Genomic DNA, 941 nt, shown 5'->3' with positions numbered 1-941 from the left:
GGTTTCCTTCCCTTTCGCGTTGCCAGAGCGCGATCCGCAGCGGGGTCATGACCAGGTCGACCTTCTTCGATGTCGAGGCGTGCCAGCCGACGATCCGTTGGGCGAAGACGTCGACGACGAACGCGACGTAGACGAACCCCGCCCAGGTGCGGACGTAGGTGAAGTCCGTGACCCAGACCCGGTTCGGAGCCGGGGCGGTGAAGTCACGATTCAACAGGTCATTGGCTCTTTTCCCGTCCGGGTCGGAGATCGTCGTGCGGAGCTTCTTGACGCGCCGGACGCCCTCGAGCCCGAGGGTGCGCATCACCCGGTCCACCGCCCCGCGAGACGTGCCGACGAGGCCCTTCTGACGGCGGAGCAGGGCGACCCACTTCCGTCGCCCGTAGAGGCCCTCCGGCGTCATCTGGATGAGCCCGGTGACGCGGTTGGTCGTCCAGGCGCGCTCGCGAATCTTGTCCTCGACCAGGGCGTCTGTGACGGTGCGGGCAGCGATCCGCGTCGGATTCTTCCAGGCTCGGTAGGTGCGTGCAGCGATCTCCAGGCCCTGCTGACGCAGGACGCGGAGGATCGACTCGACTGCATAGCCCTCGGCGCGCATCTCGTCGATGAACGCCAGGATCAGCGGCTGCGGGGGTCGAGCTCCCCCGCGAAGAAAATTGAAGCCCGACGAAGGATCTCATTGTCCTCACGCAACCGCTTGATCTCGGCCTTCAGTCGTTTGACCTCGGCAGACTCTTCGCTCGTGATGCCTGGACGGGTTCCGTCATCGACCTCGGCCTGCGCGAGCCAACGCCGCACAGACTCCCGCGAGACGCCTTCCTGCCGAGCGACCGCAGCGGTCGCCGCGGTCAGGGTGGGGTACTCCTGCTGGTGCTCAAGCACGAGCCGCACGCACCTCGCGCGCAGCTGGGGATCGATCTTCTTCGGCATGCTGTCCATCC

Annotated in this window: 1 pseudogene; it reads right to left on the bottom strand. The window is 66.3% G+C overall.

The features are described from left to right. A pseudogene (locus ACT3TZ_RS15185) lies at positions 1-930 on the bottom strand (IS3 family transposase); the annotation flags it as partial. Positions 931-941: the final 11 nt, after the last annotated feature.

Origin of the sequence: Brachybacterium sp. AOP25-B2-12, from assembly GCF_052378625.1 — a bacterium.
GTDB lineage: Bacteria > Actinomycetota > Actinomycetes > Actinomycetales > Dermabacteraceae > Brachybacterium.
This window is presented reverse-complemented; position numbering and strand designations above follow the sequence as displayed.